This is a genomic window from Fusobacteria bacterium ZRK30, assembly GCA_024628785.1.
Lineage (GTDB): Bacteria > Fusobacteriota > Fusobacteriia > Fusobacteriales > Fusobacteriaceae > Psychrilyobacter.
The window spans coordinates 1,364,666-1,386,551 of the sequence record CP102405.1; the positions used below are offsets into that span (position 1 = coordinate 1,364,666).

Consider the following 21,886-nt stretch of genomic DNA (forward strand, 5'->3'; position numbering starts at 1 on the left):
CCTCCTAATTAGCAATAGATCTGCCAGTTGCAGTTTTTATAGCTTCTGCTGCACCTTTTAATACTTTGTCTACATCAGCATTTCCAGTAAGTACAGCTGCTTGAGCATCCAATAAATAGTCGCTGGCTTCAGAATCATCTTCAGTACCATACTTTTTATTGATCAAAGGAACCATGTCAGCAAAAAGTTCAGATACTTTTTGACCTGCAAAATATGGATCCCCTTTTTTGAAATACTCATCTTCAAATGCCGGTAAATATGATGGGAAAAGATCATACTTTTTATACATCATAACTTGGTTTTCCTTGGTAGCTACAGCGTTTTTAATAAATTCCCATGCTAATTCAGCATTTTTAGATTGAGAAGGAATAGCTAAAGACGCTCCTCCTGCATAACTTACCCTTTTATCACCTTCTTCAAAACTAGGGATTGGAATAACTCCCCATTTACCATTTTGCTCCGGCATCTGATCTTTTAGAGTTCCACCCCACCATCCGCCATAAAGGACAGTAGCTACTTCATTATTTTTAGTAGCAATAACTAGAGTGTTCCAAGAATCGGCATTATATGAAATGTCTTCGTCGATAAATTTTTTCTGCATCTTTAAAGCTTTTATATTACTTTTATCTGCTACAGTGATTTCACCTTCACTGTTAAAACTTCCAGATCCAAGAGAATTGACCATCATAGAGTGGATAGCGGTCCCCTTAGCATAGTTGATCGGGATCATCTTAACCCCAGGATTAGCAACTTGTACTTTTTTACCAGCTTCTATAAAATCATCCCAAGTTTTTATATTATTTGGATCTATTCCTGCATTTTCAAAAAAATCTCTTCTGTAGAAGATTCCGGCAGGAGCTGAGTCCCACGGAAGTGCATAGAGTTTGTTTTCATACATACCCAGCTGCCATTTACTCGGATCAAAATCATTTTTTAAATCGGTACTTACCTTAGTGAGGTCATAAAATCCATTTGGAAAATTAGGTGGATATTTTATAAAAGCATCGGTTTCAATAGTCATAATATCAGGTAGTCCTGTATTAGAATTTAAACCGATAGTTAATTTCTGATATGTGTCGCCAGTTCCTACTTCCTCGACAATAACTTTTACATTTGGATACTTTTCATTAAAACTAGGTATAGTATCTTTAAGCCCTAGTGCAGCTACGTCCCACGACCAAATCTTTATTTCGGCCTTTATATCGCTCTTGATCTCTTTACCTGTTATTTCTGAAGTTTCCACAGGTTTAGAACCGCCACAACCAGTTAAAAATACGGCAACCAATCCTACAATTAAAAAAAATATTTTCTTCATTTTGTTTCTCCCCCTTTTTATTTTGGTAAAAAAAGTTGCTAAAATTTTTACATAAATCGCCTTCTTTTTTTTATAAAGTAAAGTTAATAATAGTTGTTAAGAATAAGGTAAACACTTGAAGTCCAGTTAAAACCGTCGTCTCTTTGCCCTTCTCCAGTAATAGAATTGTGATTTTCATTGAAACCAAATTGATCTATAAGATTACAATATTTTTTTGCCAAATCATTTGCAAATTCTGCTTCACCAGAGCGAAGGATCCCATCGATAAATAACATTGTTGTAGGAGCCCATATAGGTCCACGCCAATAACCATCACCTCTATAGTATTGACTTTTTTTAGATTCTGTTGAAAGACCAAATTTAGTCAAAAATCTATGCTCATCTTTTAATTCTACAATTAATTTATTTCTAATTTCAGAAGGTAATTTTTTACCTAATAAAATAGGCATATAGACAACAAGACTGTCACCTTTTTTAACAGGTATAAAATCCTCACCATTATATCTATAACCTATAAATTTTCCATTTTTATAGAATTTATTAAGAAGTAGATTTAATAAATTCTCGGAGTTTTGTATCCATTGATTTATCTCACCTTCAGGTTTACTTAATTTTTTTGCAAAATAACTTAATGTATCACATTGTAATATTAAAAAAGTCAATAGATCTGGACCTGCTAGAGGAGCACCATCGATAAAAATAGTAGAATTATCCCATCCAGAATCATTTCCATGTGTATAATATGGGATTCCATCAATTACTTTATGTTTTAACCAATAGTTAGTCCATTTAGTCAACATACTATAAATTTCATTTAAATATGGAATTATTTCTTTTTTATTTTTTTCATACATCCACTTTAAAGCCCAACCATGAATAGGTGGTTTAGAGCATGAAAAAGATGAATACATATTATTGGCAAAATCAGGAAATGCCCCATTTTCATCTTGTAAATCCCCAAAAATTAAAATTTGATCAATTGCTAATTTTGAATCTAAATCTAAAAGAGACATTGCAGCAAAGCAGTTGTCCCAGCTCCAAATATTTGTCATCCAGTTCATAGACATGTAGGAAGCTTTTCTTTTTAAAATACCATATTCGGAGACAATGCTAGACCAAAGACAGTATTTAGCTAACTCACTTTTCAAACTTTCTTTTTTTAAGCCTTTAGACTTCCAGGAGTCAAATTCCAGCTTTACTTTTGTTGTTTCATCACTAAAACTTAGTCGTGTAGGTTCTATCCAGACACTTTTATAAAAATCTAAGGCTAAAGAAAAGTATTTTTGTGTGATGATTTCAACTTTCTCACATCTATCTTTTTCCCAAGGGGCATCTACTTCTAAGACTCCCTCTATAGGGACAGCCATGACCTTAATTTCCTTTGAATAGCTATTGATCTCCCATTTGCCGTGGCTATTAGGGATAGCGTTGTCATAAGTTTTAGAGTTGAGAGTCAGCTTTATACTAGCACCTTTACCTTTTATTCTTATTTCATTTCCTCTCGGGAAATTTACTTTAACACTACCCTTTCTTCCATGTATTGTTAATAATTCAGGAGAAGTAGTAAAGTTGACTACTTCATCATCTATTAATTCTAATAAAAATAAATTCCCTAAATCTAAATCACCATCTTTAACATTTCTAATATAGATACCATCTCCTAATTCTCCCTTACCAATCCAATTTGTAACAGCTAGATAGGAATTATATCTACTAAAAGATATTTTTGATATATCAAACACCTTTAACCTCCTCACTATCCTTTTAGTCCAGTACTACTTACACCATCAATTATATGCTTTTGAGCTAAGAAAAACATGATTAAAGGTGGTAGACATATGAGAGTAGTAATAGCCATCATTGATGTAGTATCTACTCCATTCATACCTTTAAATTGTGAAAGACCTAAAGATAGAGTATATTTTCTTTGGTCATTCAAAAATATTAATGGTCCTAAATAATCATTCCAAGTTCCTAAAATATTAAAAACTGAGATTAAAACTAATGCAGGTTTCATTAATGGTAGATAAATTTTCCAATATATTTGAAATGCATTTGCTCCATCTATTCGAGCTGCTTCATCTAAATCTTTGGGAATACCCATTAAAAATTGTCTGAGTAAAAATATAAAGAAAGCTGACCCAAAATATGAAGGCACAATTAATGGTTTTAGAGTATTGATCCATCCTAAAAAGTTAAATTGCATATAGAGAGGTATCATTGTAACATCCCAAGGTATCATCATAGTAGCTAAAACTATTAAAAATAAAAAATTTCTTCCTCTAAATTCAAATCTTGCAAAACCGAAAGCTACCAATGAAGATGAGAAGACTTGCCCTATAGTCGATAGTACTACAACAATTAATGAATTTTTTAAAAATAAATTAAATGGTTGTAAATTCCATGCTTTCATAAAATTTTCAAAATGCCAAGTAGTAGGAATCCATTTAGGTGGAAATAAAAATACCTCTTCTGGTCCCTTTACTGAAGTTGTTAAAAGCCAAAAGAATGGGGCTAAAAACAAAAGAGAAAAGAATATTAATATTGCGTAAATAAAAGTTTTTTTTAAATTTTTTCTAAACATAAATTACCCCTTTTTCTTTTTAGTTGTTGCTTCGCTCTCATAGAAAACCCACATAGAAGAAGATTTAAATACAAGTAGCGTTAGCGATAAAATAATTAAAAACATAAACCAAGCGTTAGCCGCTGAATATCCCATCTTAAAATATTTAAATGCATTATCATAAACAAACATTGCATAGAAATAAGTAGAACCGACTGGACCACCACCGGTTAACAAGAGTGCAAGAGATAATTGCTGAAAAGCACCTATAATACTGGTAATGACATTAAATAATATTGTAGGACTTAACATAGGTAAAGTAATATACATGAATTTTGAAATAACATTGGCACCGTCTATGTCAGCTGCTTCATAGAGTTCTTTTGGTATATTTTTTAAACCTGCTAAAAAGATTAGCATCATAGTCCCCTGTCCCCAAACACTAGCAAAGACCATGGCAAAAGTAGCCCAATTAGGGTCTCCTAACCAATTTGGCCCTTTTATTCCTATGGTAGATAAAAAATAATTTAATATACCGTATTCATCACTATATACCCAGCCCCAAATCATAGCAAGTGCTACCCCTGATATAACAGAAGGCATATAAAAGAGTGTTTTAAATATTCCAGAACCTTTAACGTTATTATTTAAAAGTAGAGCTAAAATTAAAGCCACACTAATATTTAAAGGTACGAATATCCCTGCAAACTTAGCTGTAATTCCTAAAGATTTCCAAAATTGTGGATCTTCAAAAAACATCTCTTTATAGTTTGCTAACCCAATAAAAGTTGGATTCCCTATTATAGGCCAGTCAAAAAAACTAATCACCAATGAAAATAATAATGGTCCTAGAGTGAAAAATAGGAAACCCAAAATCCAAGGCATAATAAATAAATAAGGTACAAGAGTATCTCTTTTTATTTTAAAGATACTAATTTTTTTTCTTTTTGTTTTTTTTATATCAAGAGAAATATCCATAAAACACCCCTATTCTTTTAATAATCTTTCAGATTTTTCTATAACTTCATTCATTATGATTTGAGGATCTCTTAATCCTAACATAGCTTCTTCAATTGCTGGAGAAAGATTTCTCTGAACTTCTTTCCAATTTGAATTTAATAAGAAAGATGGTGTACTATCTGCTAAAGCTAACATTTCATAGAATGGTTTTAATTCTTCATTTTTTTCTATGCCAAAGGACTTAACTAAAGATTTTCTAACTGGTAGATCAGCAACTCTTAACTTTGCAGCCTTTTCACTATTATAAAATTCTATAAATTTCCATGCCTCTTCTTTATGTTTAGATCCTTTCCACATTGAGAGTGCAGAAACTGACATTACAGACTTAGGTGATTTTCCATTAAAAGACGGAAGAATAGCAACTCCTACATTAATCCCTGCTTTCTTATAACCGTTTAATGGCCAAATACCATTTTCAAACATTGCAATTTTAGAAGCTTTAAATATATCGCTTCCACTTTGTTGTTGCTTCCCACCAACTAAGATACCGGATTTATTATCAACTAATCTTCTCATGTCCTTAAAAACTTCTACAGATTCTTTACTATTTAGATAACCTTCAAGTGTTTTTCCATCTGGGCTAATATAAGATGAACCATTACTCCATAAAAATTGCTCGAAATCATAAGGATCGGGTTTACTTAATAATCCAATACCATATACTCTATCATCAGGGTTAGAGAGTTTAGCTGCTTTTTCAGCTAATTCATTCCATGACCAATTTTTACTAGGATATTCTACCCCAGCAGCATCAAACATATCTTTGTTGTAAAATACAACATGGGTAGTAAATCCAGAAGGAACCCCATATGTATTATTATTTACTTTAACATAGTTTAAAAGTCCATCATAATAATCATCTAAATCAACGTCTACACTATTTTCAATGTAAGTATCTAAGTTTTCCAACTGTGATGAGTAAGTTGGAAAATCCCACATATACATAAGATCAGGAGCATTTCTAGCTCCAAAAGATGCAACCAATTTTTGATCAAATCCTGATCCGTACGCTTCTACTTGTACTTTGATATCAGGGTTATCCTTCATAAATTCATCTGCAATATCCTGCTGAATTTTTAATGCATCTCCGGAATCCCATGTTGCAAATCTAAGAGTTATACCTTCGTCTTTTTTACCACAACTTATTAAAACTAAGCATGCGATTAACACAAATATAATTTTTTTCATCTCTTTCCCCCTTTTTATTTTAGTAAAAAAATTAGTATAATTTTACCTATATTTCGATTATAGTTCTTATTCACTTCGATGTCAATAAATTTATAACATTTATTGTAATCCCTTTAAATAGTGCTCACTAATAAGAATTTTTAGATTGTTTGTTTATTTTGAAATAGGTATTAAATAATTTTTTAAACTACTATTTAAATATATAACTTGACAATGAACGGAACATAAAATACAATTGTATAAAAATATTTACTAAATTTTTTACTTAAGGAGGGGGATATATGTTAGATTGGGAAAATCAAAATCTTTTGCACAAAAATAGGATGGGGGCCAGGGCTAATTTTTATACCTATGGAAGTAGAGAGGATGCACTCAGTTCTATGAGGGGAAGATCAGAGGGGTTTAAATTATTAAATGGGGTATGGAAATTTTCATATTATGAAAATCCAAGATTCGTACCTTCAAATTTTTATAGTGAGAAATTTGACAGCAGTAGATTAGATGATATAGAAGTTCCCAGCTGCTGGCAATTAAAGGGTTATGGTCAGATGCAGTATACAGATGAAGGCTATCCATTTACTGTAGATGCACCCCATGTTCCCAGTGAAAATCCAACAGGAATCTATATAAGGGAATTTTACCTGAATAAAGATGAGATCAAAAAACAAAATATTATCAGGTTTGACGGGGTGGACTCTATTTTTTACCTCTATATAAATGGCAGAGAGGTAGGGATGAGTAAGGGAAGCAGACTGACTGCTGAATTTGATATTACAGATTATGTTAGAGAGGGAATGAATAAGATTGTTGTTAAAGTTTTACAGTGGTCAGATGCTTCCTATATAGAGGATCAGGATATGTGGTGGTTATCAGGAATATTTAGAGATATATTTATTGTATCTAGAGATAAAGTGTCTATCCATGATATTTTTGTTAAAACTCATTTGGATTCAGAATATGAGGATGCAAAATTAGAAATAGATTTAGAATTAAAAAATCTGATGGAAGCTATAGAAGTAGAGATAGACTACACACTGCTAGATATAGAAAATAAAGTAGTGGCGTCAGATAAAAAAACTCTGATGTTAGATAAAAATGGATCATTAAAAAATATAATGAATATAAAAACACCATTAAAGTGGACAGCTGAAACTCCTAATCTATATAACTTATTAATAACTCTCAGGTTTGATGGTAAAGAACAAGTTATACCTCAGAAAATAGGATTTAGAAAAATTGAGTTAAAAGATGGAAATTTTTATTTAAATGGTGAATATTTCATGTTAAAAGGTGTAAACAGACATGATCATGACCCTAAAACCGGGAGAACAGTATCTAGAGAGAGGATAAAAAAAGATCTTCTCCTAATGAAGCAGCATAATATAAACGCAGTTAGAACTGCTCACTATCCAAATGATCCATATTTTTATGATCTCTGTGATGAGTTAGGTCTCTATGTAATGGCTGAAACAGATTTGGAATCTCATGGATTTATGTGGGTAAAAGATCTATCGAGACTAACTACAGATCCTACTTGGAAAGATGCATATGTAGAAAGAATTGAAAGGGCATTTCACAGGGAAAAAAATCATGCCTCTATAATATTTTGGTCCATGGGAAATGAATCAGGATTTGGAGAAAATATGAAAGCCATGGTGGCAAGATGCAGGGAATTAGATGATACGCGACTTATTCATTATGAGGAAGATAGGGAAGGAGAGGTAGTGGATGTAATTTCTACCATGTATTCCAGAGTCCATAAGATGGATGAATATGGAAAAGATCCCCATGCCAAACCCAGAGTGATCTGTGAGTATGCCCATGCCATGGGAAATGGTCCTGGAGGTCTGAAAGAATATCAGGATATATTTTATAAGTATAAATCAATTCAAGGTGGATTTGTCTGGGAATGGATAGACCATGGAATAGAAGCGGTAGATGAAAACGGGGATATTTACTATCTATATGGAGGGGATTATGGAGATTACCCGAATAATTCAAACTTTTGTATAGACGGTCTTGTTTTTCCAGATCAAAAACCTTCTCCAGGTTTAATTGAATATAAAAAAATTATAGAACCTGTAAAAATAAGTGAGAAAAACTTAGAATTAGGAGAAGTAAAAGTAAGGAATATGTATGATTTTATATCGCTGGATCACTTAGAATTAAAGTGGGAAGTAGTAGCTGGTGAAACTCTTTTAAAGAGCGGGGCAGCAGATATAGGAGAGATCGATCCAGGAATGGAAGGGGTAGTAAAAATTCCAATAACAGATATGGATATAAATTTAGTTAATACAGACTACTATCTAAATTTTTCTATAGTGACTAAAAAGACTTCTTCTTGGGCTGTAGCTGGTTATGAACTGACAAGGGAACAGTTACTGCTGCCTTTTAAATTAGAAGAGGAGTACACAAAAAAAACAAAGAAAGGTGTCCGGTTTGAAGTTATTGAAGAGGATCACGAACTTTTAGTCCAAGGAGAAGATTTTGAAGTTAACTTTTGTAAGGTGAGAGGAAAACTTCTAAGCTATAAATTAAAGGGAAGAGAAGTAATAGAAAAGTCACCATTTTTTAATATGTGGAGAGCTCCCATCGACAATGATATGTATATCAGGGAGATCTGGACAAAGAATTACTTCAAACAGATGCAGGAATCTGTAAGGAGTATAGAAACAAAAGTTATCGATGAATATATAGAATTGAGGGTGACAGCTAGGGTAGCTCCTCCAGTATTCGAATATGGTTATGATATTAATTATAGATATAGGATATATAATACAGGTATTTTAGAGATAGGTCTTTACGGGACACCTAAAAATGAATTCCCAACAATGGTGCCTAAGTTGGGATTACAGTTAGGTATAAATAAAAGTTATAAAAATGTATCCTGGTATGGAAGGGGAGAAGGAGAATCATATTGTGATTCCAAACTTGCCAATGAATTTGGTGTATACAGAAAAACTGTAGATGAATTATTTACCAACTATATATATCCCCAAGAAAATGGAAACAGGACAGATACAAATTGGGCAGCTTTTACCACTCATAAGGGAGATGGGTTCTTTGTTAAATCAGATAGGAGGATAGATTTTTCAGCACATTTTTATACAATGGAAGATTTAGAGAGTGCAACCCATTCAAATAAGCTGAGAAAAAGAGATTTTATAACTCTCAACTTAGACTATGCTCAGAATGGTTTAGGAAGTAACAGCTGCGGGCAGGAACAGCTCCCAGCTCATAGGTTAGATGCAAAAGAATTTAAATACAATATGATCTTTGTACCATTCTCTAAAGATGAGATAGACGAGATTGAATTAAACAGAAAGTATAAAGCATAGAGTATAGAGAAAACCAGACTTTGAAAGATACAGAGTCTGGTTTTTTTATTTATGATTAATTGGGTGCAAGATTACGTTGCTTATTTAGAGCTGTCCCTTAAAATTAATTTAGTCGGAACCAGTATCTTTAAAGGAATGTCTCTATTCATCTCTAATTTTTGAAACATAAGTTCCACAGCTTCAATTCCCATAAATTCAGAATGGATTCTAACAGTTGAAAGGGAAGGAAAGGTAAACTTAGCATTTGGGATATCATTTACACTGATAATAGACAGATCATTTGGAATGTTGATGGCATTTTCATTGAAAGCTTTTAATGCTCCGATTGCCATAGAGTCATTTGCTATAAATAAAGCTTCAGGGATACTCTTTTCTTGGATGATTTTTGATGCTAAATTATACCCATCAAGAGTAGTAAAGTTTCCAACATATATATCCTTTTCAGAGATTACACCCTTAAATTTACCATATTCTCTAAATGTACTTTCCCTGGAATCCATATTAATAGTTCCGTCATAGGCAGTATCCCGGCCCCCGATAAATCCAATTCTTTTATATCCAATCTCTATAAAATAATTGATTACATTTTCTACAATTTTACGGAGATCTACTACCACTGAATCAAACTTTTCTTCATCAGGACAGGAGTCGACAAATATAATATTCTTAGAAATTAAGTTTAACTCTTTGATCTCCGTTGGGGTAAACCATCCGACAGCAATAATTCCATCTGCTTTAGATAATTTGTTAGTAATGGCATCGTCTATATTAGGGTAGTATGATTTAACTATACTAAATCCTCTTTTTTTACACTGATTCTCAATTCCAAATTTAATTGAACGATAGTAGGAGTCTTCTAACTCCACTTTTTCACTGTGACTGAAAACCACACCTATTTTATATTTTCTCTGTATTTTTTTATCTATATAACGTTCAGCTATAGTTTTATAGCCTAATTCCTTGGCGATATTAAAAATTTTAACCCTTGTTTCATCCTTAACACTTATATTTTTATCTTCATTTAAGACTCTTGATATAGTTGCAGGAGATACACCTACCTTTTCAGCTATTTCTTTGAGTGTGGCCATATATAGTCCTCCAGTAAAAGTTTTATTATTATAGTAATTATTATACCCTTAATTAGTTATTAATTCAATGAAAGCTTTTAAATATAATAGATTAAAATGGTAAAATTTTTACTATATTGAGATTGCAAGAGATAACAAGTATCCACCTAACAATAAGAAAGAAAATTTTTCCTTTTTATAGTAGAGGCCGATACTGAAGATACCTTGGATTAAAAGAGCTGCACCAACAACAGAGAAGTTAAAACCTTCTAAATAGTTATAGAGACTCCCTCTAGATATAAATTCAACTACCATAAGGGTAGCCAGATTAAATAAATTACTCCCTAAGATATTTCCCATAGCCATCTGAAAATCTCCTTTTTTTACTGCTTCTGTAGAAACTATCAATTCTGGAAGGGAGGTGGAGACAGCCAATAGAAAACCTCCTATTATTGACTGTCCCAAAACAATACCCATTATCGGGGTAACAGCTAATTTATCCGCAGTCTGGGATAAGATAAATCCTAAAATAACTACCCCTATAGAATCAATTAAAAATATTTTAAATGGTTTAATAACCTTAGTATAATCGATCTTCTTTTTTTCCTCCTCATTACCACCTTGGGATTTCATAAAGAAGATATAACCTCCAAAGATAAAAAGAATAAATGGACTTTGTCCTAAAAGTTCAACTTCTTTAAAGAGTGAACCAAGTATGAAGATACTGCTTAAAAATAAAGTAAGGATAGATAGCTTTAATCCCTCTTTTCTATCAATGTTTTTGATAAAAACAAACCTTTTTAAGATGATAGCATCCAGAATAAAAATTATAAAGAGATTAAAAGTGTTGCTCCCAAAAATATTAGCTACAGCCATGGTTTGATTCCCTAGATTAGTAGAGGTTATTCCAGTGACTAATTCCGGTAAAGATGTGATAGATGCAAGTAAAACTATTCCTACCCACGAGGACTCCATCCCTAGAGATTTTCCCAGGCTATCTCCTGAATAAGTGAGTCTTTTAGCGAAAAATACCATCCCCCCGGCAACAATAAAAAATAATATTAAATAAATCATATTTATTCCTCCTTTTTTATAGATCAAAATAAAAAAAGAGACTTCTGTTAGAAAAAAATTCTAACAAAAGTCTCACCATATACTGTAGTATATTGATAGGTCCAGGCTTTTAGAGCCATGCATGTTGAACCTACCTGCTCTATTGAGCCGGTTACTCCCCTTTGATCATTATTATAAGAAATAGTACCATATTGAACTTTTATAATCAATAAATATTTTTAAAGAAGTATCAGATCTCCTATATTTTTTATTTGGCTAATCTATAGATAGCTTCTACATAGATCTTTAACAATGTATCTAACTTGTTGATCTCTAAATACTCATTTTTTTGGTGCATATTGTCCTCTTGATCATGTAATAATGCTCCAAATGCTACACCATTGTCTACGGCTCTTGCATATGTTCCCCCACCAATAGCTACAGGTTCAGCATCTGCATCTCCTGTGATCTCTTTGTATACATCCATAAGTGTTTTTACTAAGACAGTGTCTTTAGGAGAATAAAGCGCATTGGTGTGGCTCTTTACAGTTAATTCAAAATTATTTTCTGCAGCAGCTTTTTCTAATCCTTCTAAAACAGCTTCTTTTTTAGTTGTTACAGGATATCTCATATCGATACTTAACTCTACCTTACCATCCTGGATAGATACTTTTCCAATATTTAAACTTAATTTTCCAGAATCTGCATCTTCAAATCCAATTCCCATAGAAACACCATTGTACTCCATTCCTATTTTAGAGTTATAGAAAGTTACAAATTCAGAGATCTCTCCTAAATCTACTCCTTCTAAAGTTCCCATCAATGCAGAGATAGCATTATATCCACTTTGTGGTCTGGCTCCATGAGAAGATTTACCATAAGAGATTAATTTTCCATCTTTGATTTCCATCTTATATTCATTGTTTTCATTGTACTCTTTCACTTTAGCTTCTAAAATGCTTAAAAGTTCAGCTGGGAATGTCATTTCACAACTTTCTGCTACTGAGTTAAATGCTTTTCCACCTTCGATAGTGATGTTTTTAGTATCGATATTTTTAGTCATAGTCACCTGCATAATTCCTTTTTCTGCAAATGTAACTGGGAAACTTGAATCAGGAGTAAATGCTAAAGTTGGCTGAGGCATCTTTAAAGTTCCAAAGTAGTGATCCATACATCCCCAGTTAGTTTCCTCATTAGCTCCTAAGATCATTCTGATCTTCTTGTTTAGTTTTAGTCCAGAATCTTTTAACGCCTTCATAGCATACATACACATGATCATAGGACCCTTGTCGTCTAAAGTTCCTCTACCATAAATTTTACCATCAGCAATGATCCCGCCATATGGATCGTGGTCCCATCCTTCCCCTTCAGGTACTACATCTACATGTCCAAGGATAGCTAGAGTTTCCTCTCCATCTCCGAAATCAATATGTCCTGCATAGTTATCAAAGTTAGTAGATTCAAATCCTAATTTTTCTCCTAACTCTAAAAAGTGAGCCAGGGCTTTTGCAGGACCTTCTCCAAATGGCATTCCAGGTAGAGCAGCTTCCTCTACACTCTTAATTCTAATAGCTTCCTGTATTGATTTTACTACGTCATCTTTATAGTTTAATACTTTATCTTGTAACATTTAAAACACCCCTTTGATTTAATTATTTATTCTATTAATTTTTTTTCATATTTCACCCTCTTAGTATATAACCTATTTTCGTTTTTTTCAAGGGTTATAATTCATTTTCTTCGTAAAAAGTACAATTATTATAGGAGTATTCTGTGGAATCATTCTATTTTTTCATTATTTTTTTAATTTTTCCCTCTCTGTGTTTTTATAAAAATTATTCAAATTTATTATGGTTAATATCAGACTCATTGACCCTTCTTTTATTAAATTTATTTAAATTATTTTTTATAGAATTTAAAATTATTATATATTCATCTATTTTTTTTTCAGAAAACTCCTCAAACATAATGCTTCCTAGGAGTTCTAAAATTTCATTAAAACTTTTATAGATTTCCACACCTTTATCTGTAAGATAAATTTGTTTTTTATTTAAATCAGCTTCTACTTTATATATGATATTTTTTTTCTCTAGACTACCGATGTGTTTTATTGTAAGGGTTTTACTCATGTGAAGAGATTTTGCTATCTCATACTGGGTTAGTCCTTCTGACTCATATATCAGCTTGATATATACACTTTCTGCCTTGGTAATCCCTAATAATTTTAATCTTTCTTTGGCCGTATAATTTATCTCTTTATCAATAGATGAAAATGTTTTAACCAGTCCAGCGAATTTACTTGTTATTTTCTCCATAATTCCTCCATGAATTTTGTTATATTAATGAATATTAGCACAAATAATTAAAAATTCAAAACAAGTTATTGGCAGGGATATTTTTTTATTTCAAATCAAAGGATGAAGTATTCACCCGTTTTCAGAGATAATTAATTTTGTTAGAATCTTTTCATAAAACTTAGATTTATAAAAATTAATCGATGGACTGAGGAGGGAAAAATGAAAAAAATGAAATTTGCAATAGTTGTACTGATCTTAGTAGCAGTTACTGGATGCAACGATAGTAAGACAGAAGTTAAAGCAGAGGAGAAAACAGAAGTTAGTTCTGCCCATTTTGATCCAAAGGGAAAGGAAGCATCAAAGTATACAATTAAAAAATGGGAGGAGCAAAAAAATAAACTGCCATTTGAAGACAAGAGAGACTTCGAGGAACAGAGAAAAGGATTTATAGCTGCCCCGGATTACAGGGAGATTAAAGATAAAGATGGAAATGTAGTATGGAATATAGGAAGTTACGATTATCTGTTGAAAGATGGGGAAGAGTATAATACTATCCACCCTTCACTGCAAAGGCAGGCAATTCTCAATATGAATTATGGATTGTATAAAGTAAGAGATGGAGTTTATCAAATTAGAGGCTTTGATCTAGCTAACATCACATTTATTAAAGGTAAAACAGGTTGGATTGTGTTTGACCCATTGACATCACCAGAAACTTCATCGGCAGCTCTTAAATTTATAAATGAACAATTAGGAGAACGGCCAGTAGTTGCAGTAGTTTACTCTCATTGCCATGCAGATCATTTTGGCGGGGCTAGAGGAGTAATTGATGATAAAGATGTGGCCAGCGGAAAGGTAAAAGTAATAGCTCCTATTGGATTTATGGAACATGCCATATCGGAAAATTTAGCATCAGGAAACGCTATGAATCGACGTCTATATTTCCAATATGGAGTGCTTCTTCCGGCAGATCCCCATGGACACGTAGACCAGTCTATAGGTAAAAATGTCTCAAAGGGTCAGGTCGGGTTATTAGCTCCAAATGTAATTATATCAAAGGATATAGAAAAAATGACAGTAGATGGTGTAAAAATGGTATTCCAAAATACACCTGGTACAGAGGCACCAGCTGAGATGAATACATATTTTCCTGATTTAAAAACATTCTGGGCAGCAGAAAATGTTACAGCAACAATTCATAATATTTATACATTAAGGGGGGCCTTGGTAAGAGATTCCCTTCTGTGGTCAAAAGAGATAGATAAAGCTCTATATATGTTTGGACAAGATGCAGATTATATGATGGCATCTCACAGCTGGCCGAGATTTGGAAATGACAGGATACAGGAAGTCATGAGAGATCAAAGAGATACATATGCCAACCTAAATAACGGAGTATTAAATTTAGCCAATAAAGGTGTAACTATCAATGAAATACATAATGAATATGAAGTTCCAAAAAGTCTTCAAAATAAATGGCATGCAAGAAGTTACCATGGATCGGTACAGCATAATAGTAGAGCGGTAATAAATAGATATTTAGGTTATTGGGATGCCAATCCAGCTACATTGATTCCACTATCTCCATCAGATTCAGCACCGTTATATGTAGAGATGATGGGTGGAAATAAGGAAATTATTAAAAAAGGACAGGAGTTATATAGTACTGGGAAATACAAATTAGCCCAGGAAATATTAAATAAATTAGTATATGCAGAGCCTGAAAACCAAGAAGCAAAAGATCTTTTGGCAGATGTGTTTGAACAGATAGGATATCAGCAGGAGAGTCCAAGTGTAAGAAATAGTTTCTTAGAAGGGGCATATGAACTTAGAAATGGTATACCAACAGGAGGTTCTGTAGATACAACTGGACCAGATTTCATTAAAGGAATGGAGACAGAATCATGGATAGATTTCTTATCAATTAGATTAAATAGTAAAAAAATCGGAGATACTAAATTCATTGCAAATCTAAAGACACCGGATAATAAAGAGGAATATATTGTAGAGTTAAATAACTCAACTTTGACAACAATAAAAGGATTCCAACATGAAGATCCTACATTTACTATTACAGTAAATAGAAAGGATTTGAATCCTATATTGATGGGTCAAAAAACAATTGAGCAACTGTTAGAAGAGGGGATAGCCACGAGTACAGGCGACACATCAGCAATAAAAAAAGTAAGAGAATCTTTAGATACATTTGAGAAAGGATTTGAAATCTTGCCAGGGACTAAAAAATAAAAGTTAAAAATAAGAAGCATGAGTAAATTCTCATGCTTTTTATATTGGAAGTTTAAAAGGATTATATAAGTAGTAATTTTGTGATATGAAATGAATTTTTGTGAAAAGGAAATAACATTTTAGTTAGTAATTAATAGTTGTAGAAGTAAATAAAGTTATTTTCACGGGAGGTAAGAGATGAAAAAAATTAAATTTGCATTATTGGCTTTAATGTTAGTATCGGCAGCAGGGTGTAATAACCTAAATATGGGTAAAAATACACAAACTGCTGCTGAGGTTCCTAATAACCATTTTGATCCTAAGGGGAAACCTGCATCGGCATTTACTGTTGCAAAATGGGAAGAACAAAAGAATATTCTACCATTTGAGGATAAGCGGGATTTCGAAGATCAGCAAAAAGGATTTATAGCTGCACCTGATTATAGGGAGATTAAAGATAAAGATGGAAACGTTGTGTGGAGTATGGGAAGCTATGATTTCTTACTGAAAGAAGGGGAAGAGTATAATACTATTCACCCTTCACTGCAAAGGCAGGCAATTCTCAATATGAATTATGGATTGTATAAAGTAAGAGATGGAGTTTATCAAATTAGAGGCTTTGATCTAGCTAACATCACATTTATTAAAGGTAAAACAGGTTGGATTGTGTTTGACCCATTGACATCACCAGAAACTTCATCGGCAGCTCTTAAATTTATAAATGAACAATTAGGAGAACGGCCAGTAGTTGCAGTAGTTTACTCTCATTGCCATGCAGATCATTTTGGCGGGGCTAGAGGAGTAATTGATGATAAAGATGTGGCCAGCGGAAAGGTAAAAGTAATAGCTCCTATTGGATTTATGGAACATGCCATATCGGAAAATTTAGCATCAGGAAACGCTATGAATCGACGTCTATATTTCCAATATGGAGTGCTTCTTCCGGCAGATCCCCATGGACACGTAGACCAGTCTATAGGTAAAAATGTCTCAAAGGGTCAGGTCGGGTTATTAGCTCCAAATGTAATTATATCAAAGGATATAGAAAAAATGACAGTAGATGGTGTAAAAATGGTATTCCAAAATACACCTGGTACAGAGGCACCAGCTGAGATGAATACATATTTTCCTGATTTAAAAACATTCTGGGCAGCAGAAAATGTTACAGCAACAATTCATAATATTTATACATTAAGGGGGGCCTTGGTAAGAGATTCCCTTCTGTGGTCAAAAGAGATAGATAAAGCTCTATATATGTTTGGACAAGATGCAGATTATATGATGGCATCTCACAGCTGGCCGAGATTTGGAAATGACAGGATACAGGAAGTCATGAGAGATCAAAGAGATACATATGCCAACCTAAATAACGGAGTATTAAATTTAGCCAATAAAGGTGTAACTATCAATGAAATACATAATGAATATGAAGTTCCAAAAAGTCTTCAAAATAAATGGCATGCAAGAAGTTACCATGGATCGGTACAGCATAATAGTAGAGCGGTAATAAACAGATATTTAGGTTATTGGGATGCCAATCCAGCTACATTGATTCCATTATCACCTGGAGACTCAGCACCACTATATGTAGAAATGATGGGTGGAAGTAGAAAAATAATTAAAAAAGGACAGGAATTATATGATAAGGGAGAATATAAGCTGGCTCAGGAAATATTAAATAAACTGGTTTATGCAGAACCTGAGAATCAAGCAGCCAAAGATCTATTAGCAGATGTATTTGAACAAATAGGGTATCAGCAGGAAAGTCCAAGTGTAAGGAATAGTTTCTTAGAGGGAGCGTCTGAACTTAGAAATGGTGTACCGACAGGAAGTTCAGCAGACACAACTGGTCCTGATTTTATTAAAGGGATGGATACAGGATCGTGGCTGGATTTCTTATCTATTAGGCTGAATAGCGATAAGATAGGAGATACAAAATTTATTGCAAATCTAAAGACACCGGACAATAAAGAGGAATATATTATAGAATTAAATAATTCAACTCTAACTAATATAAAAGGATTCCAGCATAAAAATCCGGATTTAACTATTACAGTTAATAGGAGTGACTTAAACTTAGTTATGATGGGTCAAAAAACGATTACGCAGCTTTTAGAAGAAGGGGGAGCTAAGAGTACAGGAGATACATCGGGAATTAAAAAATTAGAAGAATCTTTAGATACATTTGATAAAGGTTTTGAAATCTTACCGGGGACCAAGGGATAGTAACTCAATTAAAAAGAGGTGATTTCTGTATTATCAGAAATCACCTCTTTTATTTAAATTATTTTTACATCATCATATTTATCTGTTTTTTCAAATAGCCTTGCAGCATATGAGCATCGAGGAAAAATCTTAAAGCCTTCTTTTCTGGCATAAGCCACACACTGATCCAATAATTTTTTACCTAAAAATCTATTTCTATATTCAGGATCTACATATATACTATTGACATATATAATTTTATCTTCAGATTCATATATCAGATGACCTGCCACAATCTCTCCATCCATAGCTAAAATTTTTTTCTCATCCAATAAGTTTATAATTGCAATGTTTTCCATAGAGAACCCCCTAAAAATCTATTTTTATTCTATATTTTTTAAAAAGGAGAAGTCTACCTAAAACAGGTAAACTCCACTTAATTTTGTTACCCTTCTATAACTTCATCTTCATCTTCATATTGGTATTCCTTGTAGGAAACTCTATGAAAAATTGCAAATAAGATAGGTACTATACCTAGTGTTATACCTAGACAGAAAATAAGTCCGAAGATCATAGTTACGGCCATTCCTGCAAACATAACTCCTCCACCTAACCATAATGGAATAAGTCCACACACTGTAGTAGCTGTAGTAAGGACTATTGGTCTGAATCTAGCCTGTGCAGCATGTACTATTGCATCTGGGAGTTCCCGTCCCTCTTCATCTCTTTCAATATTTATCCTGTCTATCAATACTATGGCATTATTTATCATGATACCAACCAGAGATAGTGCACCTAATATCGGCATGAATCCAAATGGAAGCTGAGTTAACCCCAATCCAAATGTTATTCCTGATAAGATAAGTGGCAGTGCTGCTAAAATTGTGATTAAGATTGTATATGAATTAAATTGAATTATAAGTAATAACAATATAAATATTCCTGCTATAGGGAACTTTGCAGATAATGCATCATTTGCTTTTTTACTGTTATAATATTCTCCTTTAAATTCATAACTGTAACCATAATCCCATTTAGATGCAGCTTCATCTAATAGTGGTTTAATTTTTAATGTCTGTTCCATAGCTGTTGCTGTATCTCTTAATCCTACTTGGTATAGGATAGCTTTAATCTTATCTTTTCTAACTATTTTAGGAGCTTCCCAAACTGTTTTTATATCAGCTACCTGCCCTAGAGCAACTGATTTACCTGTAGTCTGGTTATAGATAGGAGTATTTTTTAATACCTCTATATCTTCCCGTGAAGTTCCCTGGGATCTCAACATTACCGGGATTAGTCTGTCTTTCTCTCTATAGTCTGTCAGCTTTATTCCACTTAAGATACTGTTTAAAGATATTGCTATATCCTGACTTGTAAGCCCGGCTCTAAGTGCTCTTTGCTGATCAATGTTAACTGTAAATTTTCTATTTTTTACACCCCAGTCAGTCTTTATATCGGCCAATCCTACGATATTTTCTTTTACTATTTTTTCTATTTGGCCAATATATTCGTATAATTTATCTGTGTCTCTACCTTTTATTCTGATCTCTATTGGACGGTCACTTGGAGATCCATTTTGAAGAGTATCGATCTTAATATTAGCATCTGGATAGTTTTCTTCAAACCAAGTTATAAGTTTAGGTTGTATCTCAGATTTTATAATATCAAAACTGGTAGTATTGATTATTGCAAAAGCCAAATTCGGCTGACTCATCTTAGGAGTATGAGACAGTATATATCTTGGTGCACTTTCTCCTATAAATGTTCCTGTACTTAATATTCCTTCTTTTTCGTATTTAACTAAAGTTCCGCCTGCTAAAATATTGGCAACTAATGGTGGTTTTACTTGTTTTGGATGGTCTAAGAAATATTCCTTTCTGATATATTTTTCTGCATCCGATACCATCTTAGTAGTAGTTTCTATTGAAGTTCCAAATGGAAGTTCTGCTTCTACTGTTAAAAGCGGTATATCTTTGTCAGGCATGAATTTTACCTTAACAAAAGTTTTAAATCCAAATAAAGATATAAAGAATATTCCAAGAATTACTATTCCTGCCACAAATTTATGTTTTAGTGCTTTTAGAAGAGAACCTCTATAAAGTTTATAAAACTTACTGTTATAACCAGCTTCCTGTTTTTCTACCTTTAAAAATAATACACAGAGTAGAGGAATAAGAGTTATTCCTAATATCCATGAAAGTCCTAAACAAATAGCAACTACATAGGTTATAGGTCCTGTATATTCTCCCATAGTTCCCTCTGCCAGCACGATTGGTAAAAATGCTGATATGGTAACCATAGAAGATATCATAAGTGGTCCTTTGAGAGTTCTTGCAGCTTCCAGGGCTGCATCAATTTTCTCCATTCCTTTTTCCATATTTACCATGATTGCTTCGGAGATTACTATTCCGTTATCTACCAGCATTCCCAATACAATTATCAGAGCTGCCAGTGAAATCTGATCCAGACTCAGTCCAAAATAACTTAAAAATACCATACATGATGCCATTACTATAGGAATCAATGATGCTACGATAGCTCCGATTCTAACTCCTAAAAATACTATTAATACTACCATTACCGTAAGTATAGATTGAGCTACATTAGATAGGAAACTTTGGACACTCTTATCTACCCTTGCAGCTTCCTGTGTTAAATATGTGAAATCTACTCCTATAGGGTAACTAGATTCTACAGCTCTAATTTTTTCATCTATCTCTTTTTGAAGGTCTAGGATGTTTCCTCCCTCTTTTAAAGAGATTGCAATAAAGATAGTATCTTTTCCATTAAATTTTTCCCTTGTAAGAATAGGTTCCTGATATGCTCTTCTTACTCTGGCAATATCTTCTACTCTCACTAAATTTCCCTTTGGAAGTCTGATAACTGTATTTCTTATATCATCTACAGAATCAAAGTTTCCACTAGGTTCAAAACTTAATCTTTCTTTCCCTAAAAGTATTTGTCCTCCAGGAGATAGTATATTTGTACTCTCTAGAGCATTTTTTAAATATCCTGGAGAAATTCCAAACTGTGCCAGTTTAGCATTATCATAATCTATAAATACATTTTCTGGTCTAACTCCATATTTAACTACCTTACCTACATTTTTCATAGTCAATAATTCTTCCATTGTAAATTTTGCGATCCTTCTCAGATCTTCAGGTGAATATCCATCAGCTGTTACAGCTATCATTGTACCGTAAACATCACCAAAATCATCATTTACAAATGGCGCCATTGCTCCGCTAGGCAGATCTTTAACAGCGTCATCGACCTTTCTTCTCAACTTATCAAAGATTGGTCTCATTACTTTATATTCGTCCTTAAATTGTACGGTAATATATGAGAACCCTTCCCTACTTTCACTGTCGATATAGTCAACTTCCGGCATCTCTTGAATTCTCTGCTCAATCTTATCTGTCACTAAGTTCTCTACTCTGCTTGGGCTGGCCCCTGGATATAGAGTAGCCACTGTAGCAGTTCTTACTACATATCCTGGATCCTCTGCCTTTGGTAATTTAAAGTAGGTAGAAACTCCAGCTAATGCTAAAAGCAATATAAAAGTAAATGTGACTACTTTTTTCTTAATTGCTATCTCTGTTAAATTCATGTAA

Annotated in this window: 14 protein-coding genes; 3 read left to right on the top strand and 11 right to left on the bottom strand. The window is 33.1% G+C overall.

Annotated elements, in window-relative coordinates; all coding sequences use genetic code 11:
* Positions 1-4 precede the first annotated feature (4 nt).
* From NRK67_11620 to NRK67_11640, 5 genes are all read right to left on the bottom strand, one after another.
* The gene (locus tag NRK67_11620) at positions 5-1,315 is read right to left on the bottom strand and encodes a sugar ABC transporter substrate-binding protein (protein ID UUV17935.1); all 1,311 of its coding nucleotides are present in this window, start codon (positions 1,313-1,315) and stop codon (positions 5-7) included.
* Positions 1,316-1,398: 83 nt separating this feature from the next.
* Positions 1,399-3,057, bottom strand: a complete 1,659-nt coding sequence (locus NRK67_11625; GenBank protein UUV17936.1) for a hypothetical protein — start codon at positions 3,055-3,057, stop codon at positions 1,399-1,401.
* Positions 3,058-3,071: 14 nt separating this feature from the next.
* A complete protein-coding gene (locus tag NRK67_11630; GenBank protein UUV17937.1) occupies positions 3,072-3,899 on the bottom strand; it encodes a carbohydrate ABC transporter permease in 828 nt (275 codons plus the stop codon).
* Positions 3,900-3,902: 3 nt separating this feature from the next.
* On the bottom strand, positions 3,903-4,856 hold the full coding sequence (locus tag NRK67_11635) for a sugar ABC transporter permease (GenBank protein UUV17938.1): 954 nt from the start codon (positions 4,854-4,856) through the stop codon (positions 3,903-3,905).
* Between the two features lie 9 nt (positions 4,857-4,865).
* Positions 4,866-6,086, bottom strand: a complete 1,221-nt coding sequence (locus tag NRK67_11640) for a sugar ABC transporter substrate-binding protein (GenBank protein ID UUV17939.1) — start codon at positions 6,084-6,086, stop codon at positions 4,866-4,868.
* 281 nt (positions 6,087-6,367) lie between these two features.
* Here NRK67_11640 and ebgA point away from each other — a divergent pair, with 281 nt between their 5' ends.
* Positions 6,368-9,424, top strand: coding sequence for a beta-galactosidase subunit alpha (gene ebgA / locus NRK67_11645; protein ID UUV17940.1), 3,057 nt, complete (start codon positions 6,368-6,370; stop codon positions 9,422-9,424).
* An 80-nt stretch (positions 9,425-9,504) separates the two neighbouring features.
* Here the strand turns inward: ebgA and ebgR are convergent, their stop codons facing one another.
* From ebgR to NRK67_11665, 4 genes are all read right to left on the bottom strand, one after another.
* On the bottom strand, positions 9,505-10,512 hold the full coding sequence (gene ebgR, locus NRK67_11650; protein UUV17941.1) for a transcriptional regulator EbgR: 1,008 nt from the start codon (positions 10,510-10,512) through the stop codon (positions 9,505-9,507).
* Between the two features lie 111 nt (positions 10,513-10,623).
* The gene (locus NRK67_11655; protein ID UUV17942.1) at positions 10,624-11,565 is read right to left on the bottom strand and encodes a hypothetical protein; all 942 of its coding nucleotides are present in this window, start codon (positions 11,563-11,565) and stop codon (positions 10,624-10,626) included.
* 247 nt (positions 11,566-11,812) lie between these two features.
* The gene (gene pepV, locus NRK67_11660; GenBank protein UUV17943.1) at positions 11,813-13,174 is read right to left on the bottom strand and encodes a dipeptidase PepV; all 1,362 of its coding nucleotides are present in this window, start codon (positions 13,172-13,174) and stop codon (positions 11,813-11,815) included.
* 205 nt (positions 13,175-13,379) lie between these two features.
* Positions 13,380-13,859 carry a MarR family transcriptional regulator gene (locus NRK67_11665; GenBank protein ID UUV17944.1) on the bottom strand — a complete coding sequence of 160 codons (480 nt, stop codon included), beginning with the start codon at positions 13,857-13,859 and terminating at the stop codon, positions 13,380-13,382.
* Positions 13,860-14,060: 201 nt separating this feature from the next.
* Between NRK67_11665 and NRK67_11670 the strand changes: the two genes are divergently transcribed.
* Together NRK67_11670 and NRK67_11675 are read left to right on the top strand one after the other, a co-directional pair.
* Positions 14,061-16,088: an MBL fold metallo-hydrolase gene (locus NRK67_11670; GenBank protein ID UUV17945.1), complete on the top strand. Its 2,028-nt coding sequence runs from the start codon at positions 14,061-14,063 to the stop codon at positions 16,086-16,088.
* Positions 16,089-16,334: 246 nt separating this feature from the next.
* Complete coding sequence (locus NRK67_11675; protein UUV19930.1) at positions 16,335-18,293, top strand: MBL fold metallo-hydrolase; 1,959 nt, start codon at positions 16,335-16,337, stop codon at positions 18,291-18,293.
* Positions 18,294-18,346: 53 nt separating this feature from the next.
* Here NRK67_11675 and NRK67_11680 read toward each other — a convergent pair whose 3' ends face one another.
* Both NRK67_11680 and NRK67_11685 read right to left on the bottom strand, forming a co-directional pair.
* On the bottom strand, positions 18,347-18,631 hold the full coding sequence (locus tag NRK67_11680; GenBank protein UUV17946.1) for an N-acetyltransferase: 285 nt from the start codon (positions 18,629-18,631) through the stop codon (positions 18,347-18,349).
* Between the two features lie 86 nt (positions 18,632-18,717).
* Entirely contained in the window at positions 18,718-21,882 is a 3,165-nt protein-coding gene (locus tag NRK67_11685; protein UUV17947.1) for an efflux RND transporter permease subunit, read from the bottom strand.
* Between the last annotated feature and the right edge of the window lie 4 nt (positions 21,883-21,886).

Bases quoted from the DNA above. Each gene is read 5' to 3' on its own strand.
- NRK67_11620 (UUV17935.1), bottom strand. From the start codon at position 1,315: ATGAAGAAAATATTTTTTTTAATTGTAGGATTGGTTGCCGTATTTTTA.
- NRK67_11630 (UUV17937.1), bottom strand. From the start codon at position 3,899: ATGTTTAGAAAAAATTTAAAAAAAACTTTTATTTACGCAATATTAATA.
- NRK67_11635 (UUV17938.1), bottom strand. From the start codon at position 4,856: ATGGATATTTCTCTTGATATAAAAAAAACAAAAAGAAAAAAAATTAGT.
- NRK67_11640 (UUV17939.1), bottom strand. From the start codon at position 6,086: ATGAAAAAAATTATATTTGTGTTAATCGCATGCTTAGTTTTAATAAGT.
- ebgA (UUV17940.1), top strand. From the start codon at position 6,368: ATGTTAGATTGGGAAAATCAAAATCTTTTGCACAAAAATAGGATGGGG.
- ebgR (UUV17941.1), bottom strand. From the start codon at position 10,512: ATGGCCACACTCAAAGAAATAGCTGAAAAGGTAGGTGTATCTCCTGCA.
- NRK67_11655 (UUV17942.1), bottom strand. From the start codon at position 11,565: ATGATTTATTTAATATTATTTTTTATTGTTGCCGGGGGGATGGTATTT.
- pepV (UUV17943.1), bottom strand. From the start codon at position 13,174: ATGTTACAAGATAAAGTATTAAACTATAAAGATGACGTAGTAAAATCA.
- NRK67_11665 (UUV17944.1), bottom strand. From the start codon at position 13,859: ATGGAGAAAATAACAAGTAAATTCGCTGGACTGGTTAAAACATTTTCA.
- NRK67_11670 (UUV17945.1), top strand. From the start codon at position 14,061: ATGAAAAAAATGAAATTTGCAATAGTTGTACTGATCTTAGTAGCAGTT.
- NRK67_11675 (UUV19930.1), top strand. From the start codon at position 16,335: ATGGGTAAAAATACACAAACTGCTGCTGAGGTTCCTAATAACCATTTT.
- NRK67_11680 (UUV17946.1), bottom strand. From the start codon at position 18,631: ATGGAAAACATTGCAATTATAAACTTATTGGATGAGAAAAAAATTTTA.
- NRK67_11685 (UUV17947.1), bottom strand. From the start codon at position 21,882: ATGAATTTAACAGAGATAGCAATTAAGAAAAAAGTAGTCACATTTACT.